Here is a 3500-nt window from a genome sequence, read left to right on the forward strand (position 1 = left end):
GGCAAGTCCCCGGCGACCGTTTCGCCGAGGTGAAAAGCGGTGTGGGCCGCCGACGCCCGACGCCCGGCGCCGGCGTCGCCGCGCTCGTGCGTGTCCTCGACGACATCGGCTCGCAGGTCAGGGCATACTGCGACCTGACCCAGCCAGCTCAGCGTGGCATCCGGTGCCGCGCCGCGGAGAGGACGACGCCGATGTCCGACGGAGGTTCCTGCACCGATCAGTCCGCCGCTCCCGACGAGGAAGGCGCGGCGGGCAACCACATCATCCGGATCGCGTCCGTCGCGGCGCTGGGCGGTCTGCTGTTCGGCTTCGACAGCGCGGTGATCAACGGCGCGGTCGCCGCGATCCAGGACGAATTCGGTGTCGACGACGCCGTTCTCGGCTTCGCGGTGGCCTCGGCGCTGCTCGGTGCGGCCGCCGGTGCGATGACCGCGGGACGTATCGCCGACCGGATCGGCCGGATCAAGGTCATGAAGATCGCGGCCGCGCTGTTCTTCCTCAGCGCGGTGGTGACCGCGTTAGCGCCCAGCGTCTGGATCCTGGTGATCGGGCGCATCATCGGTGGCCTCGGTGTCGGCGTCGCCTCGGTCATCGCCCCCGCCTACATCGCGGAGACCTCACCGGCACGCATCCGCGGCAGACTCGGATCGCTGCAGCAGCTCGCGATCGTGCTCGGCATCTTCCTGGCACTGCTCGTCGACTACGTCTTCGCCGAGATCGCGGGCGGGGCCAGCCAGACACTGTGGTTCGGTCTGGACGCCTGGCGCTGGATGTTCCTGTCGATGATGGTGCCCGCGGTGGTGTACGGCGTTCTGGCGTCGACGATTCCGGAATCGCCGCGCTACCTCGTCGCGACCCACCGTATCCCCGAGGCACGCACGGTGCTGACGCTGCTGTTCGGCGAGAAGAACCTCGAACTGACCATCGGCCGGATCGAGGCCAGTCTCGAGGGCGATGTGAAGCCGTCGTGGAAGGACCTGCGCCGACCCGCGGGCGGGATCTATCCGATCGTCTGGGTCGGTCTGCTGCTGTCGGTGTTCCAGCAGGCGGTCGGCATCAACGTGATCTTCTACTACTCGAATGTGCTCTGGGAGGCAGTCGGATTCGAGGAGTCCCAGTCGTTCCAGATCAGCGTGTTCACCTCGGTGGTCAATATCGCCACCACCATCGTCGCGATCATGCTCATCGACCGGATCGGGCGCAGGCCACTGCTGCTGACCGGTTCGATCGGCATGACCGTCACCTTGGCCACGATGGCGGTGTGTTTCGGCACCGCCGACCAGGTGCCGAATGCCGAGGGTGTTCTGGAGCCGCAGCTGACCGGCGCGAGTGGTCCGATCGCGCTGGTCGCGGCGAATCTGTTCGTCGTCTTCTTCGGCATGAGCTGGGGTCCGGTGGTGTGGGTGCTGCTCGGTGAGATGTTCCCGAACCGGATCCGCGGCGCCGCGCTCTCCCTCGCCGCGGCCGGGCAGTGGGCCGCGAACTGGGCGATCACCGTGTCGTTCCCGAGCCTGAAGACCTTCTCGCTCGGCTTCGCCTACGGCATGTACGCGGCGTTCGCCCTACTGTCGCTGCTGTTCGTGTCCCGGTTCGTGCCCGAGACCAAGGGCATGTCGCTCGAGGACATGGATGCCGCGACCGGAGTCGGGCGGCCCACCTCGGCCGTGTGATCGCCTACGGGCGCACCATCTGCCGATAGTCGGCCGGTGTCGCGCCGACCGACTCCCGGAACGCGCGGTGGAACCCGGACTCGCTACCGAAACCGCAGGCCGCGGCGATCGCGCCCATCGACTGGTACCGCTCCCGCTGCAGCAGTTTCTTGGCGCGATCGATCCGGATCTCCCTGATGCGGTGGGCGATACCGCCACCGCCGACGATCCGGGGTCGAAAAGGGAAGTGAAGCACGAGGTCACGATCGGTGCGACGGTGCCGGGCCCGAAGGCTTGGGCGGTCAGCGAGCGGGTGTCGGTGACCGAGACGCTGCGGGTCGGGACCTGCACCACCATTTCCTCGAACGTCGACGTCCAGGTCGCGGTGTAGGGGCGGGTGCTGTCGAGGAAGATCAGCGTGCCCGGCTCGGCGTGGACGGTGCGGCCGTCCTGTTCGAGCACCGCCTGCCCGTCGAGGGTGATGACGCCCAGGATGCAGTCCTCGGTGTCGGCCTGCAGGTCGGCGGGGCGGCGGCGCGCACGCTGGGCGTCGGCCCTGACTCTCGACAGGCCGACGGAGTTCTCCAGCGTGGCGAATTCGATCCGGGCGTGGAAGTCCGCCGAGGTCATCGGATCGACCTGCATTCGGGCGTACATCGCGCAGATGCTGTCACGCCAATAGTCGAAAGCCTCCTGGGCGGAAACGCTCTCGGTGCTCAACACGAGGGGAGACATCTGGTCGGCCATGGGTCACAGTATCCAACGAGCAATCGTGTTGTCCCCCGATCGTCATCACCTCCACGGCGGGGTAAATTTCCCCCGATCCCTGACCAGAAGGTGAGTATCCACGTGTCGCACTCCACCACCGATTCCGTTCCGGCCGGGCTCGGCCGACGGGAAGTTCTGGCCGGCGCGGCAGGCGTTGTCGCCGGTATCACGCTCGTCGGGCTGACGCCGGCGGCGGCCGTGCCCGCCGAGGTGCCGAAGTTCGCGCCACGGGCGGGCCGCGACGCCCGGATTCTGATCACCGGTGACGCCGGAACGGGCAGCCGCACCCAGTGGGCGGTCGCCGACGCCGCCCGCGCGTTCCATGCCCGCGAGCCGTTCACGATGGCCGTCGGCCTCGGCGACAACATCTACGAATCGGGGCCCAACGGTCCCGACGACGTGCAGTTCGCGACGAAGTTCGAGGATCCCAATGCGGGACTGGACTTTCCGTGGGCGATGGTGCTCGGCAACCACGACACCTCCGGTGTGTTCCCCGGTGACGGCGGCTGGCTGGTCCGCGGCAACCACGAGGTCGAGTACCACGCGAACTCGCCGCGGTGGTGGATGCCGAGCCGCTACTACTCGGTGCGGGTGCCCGAACAGAACCCGGTGGTGGAGTTCTTCGTCCTCGACGTCAACCCGCTCGCGGCCTACATCCCGCCGCTGCTCGACCCGTACTGGTCGGTCGACGGGCAGTACATGAACGAGCAGCGCGCCTGGCTCGACCGTGCCCTGGCCGAGTCCACCGCGCAGTGGAAGATCGCCTGCACCCACCACCCGTACCTCAGCAACGGCCCGCACGGCGACGCGGGCAACTACGAGGGCCTGCCGATCGAGCCGCTCAACGGTGTGCACGCCAAGCGGTTCTTCGAAGATCATGTGCTGGGCAAGGTGTCGTTCCTGCTCTCGGGCCACGACCACACGTTGCAGGTGCTCGAACCGACCACCGCGTCGAAAGGCACCCGCCAGATCATCTCGGGCGCGGCGGGTAAAACGGCGAGCGGCCACGCCGAGGCCGGATCGGGACACCCTGCCCTGTACGAAACCCAGCACGAACTGGGCTTCATGGTCATGGATCTGTCC

General features: G+C 67.8%; 4 protein-coding genes and 1 pseudogene. 3 read left to right on the forward strand and 2 right to left on the reverse strand.

The window, feature by feature from the left end; genetic code table 11:
- Window positions 1–191: 191 nt before the first annotated feature.
- Window positions 192–1670, forward strand: a complete 1479-nt coding sequence (locus tag ACFWPJ_RS13950) for a sugar porter family MFS transporter (RefSeq protein ID WP_378850912.1) — start codon at window positions 192–194, stop codon at window positions 1668–1670.
- A gap of 4 nt (window positions 1671–1674) precedes the next feature.
- On the opposite strand, the gene ACFWPJ_RS13955 is transcribed toward ACFWPJ_RS13950, so the two are convergent.
- Entirely contained in the window at window positions 1675–1905 is a 231-nt protein-coding gene (locus ACFWPJ_RS13955) for a helix-turn-helix domain-containing protein (RefSeq protein WP_378850904.1), read from the reverse strand.
- On the opposite strand from ACFWPJ_RS13955, the gene ACFWPJ_RS13960 reads away from it, so the two are divergent.
- Window positions 1897–2040 carry a hypothetical protein gene (locus ACFWPJ_RS13960; RefSeq protein WP_378850907.1) on the forward strand — a complete coding sequence of 48 codons (144 nt, stop codon included), beginning with the start codon at window positions 1897–1899 and terminating at the stop codon, window positions 2038–2040. The genes ACFWPJ_RS13955 and ACFWPJ_RS13960 overlap by 9 nt on opposite strands.
- Here ACFWPJ_RS13960 and ACFWPJ_RS13965 read toward each other — a convergent pair.
- A pseudogene (locus ACFWPJ_RS13965) lies at window positions 2037–2396 on the reverse strand (hypothetical protein); the annotation flags it as partial. The gene ACFWPJ_RS13960 and the pseudogene ACFWPJ_RS13965 sit on opposite strands and share 4 nt — an antisense overlap.
- Before the next feature lie 102 nt (window positions 2397–2498).
- Here ACFWPJ_RS13965 and ACFWPJ_RS13970 point away from each other — a divergent pair.
- The coding region (locus tag ACFWPJ_RS13970) for a metallophosphoesterase (RefSeq protein ID WP_378850909.1) at window positions 2499–3500 on the forward strand (1002 nt) is incomplete at its 3' end.

The organism is Nocardia sp. NPDC058497 (assembly GCF_042720195.1).
In the GTDB taxonomy this organism is placed as follows: domain Bacteria; phylum Actinomycetota; class Actinomycetes; order Mycobacteriales; family Mycobacteriaceae; genus Nocardia.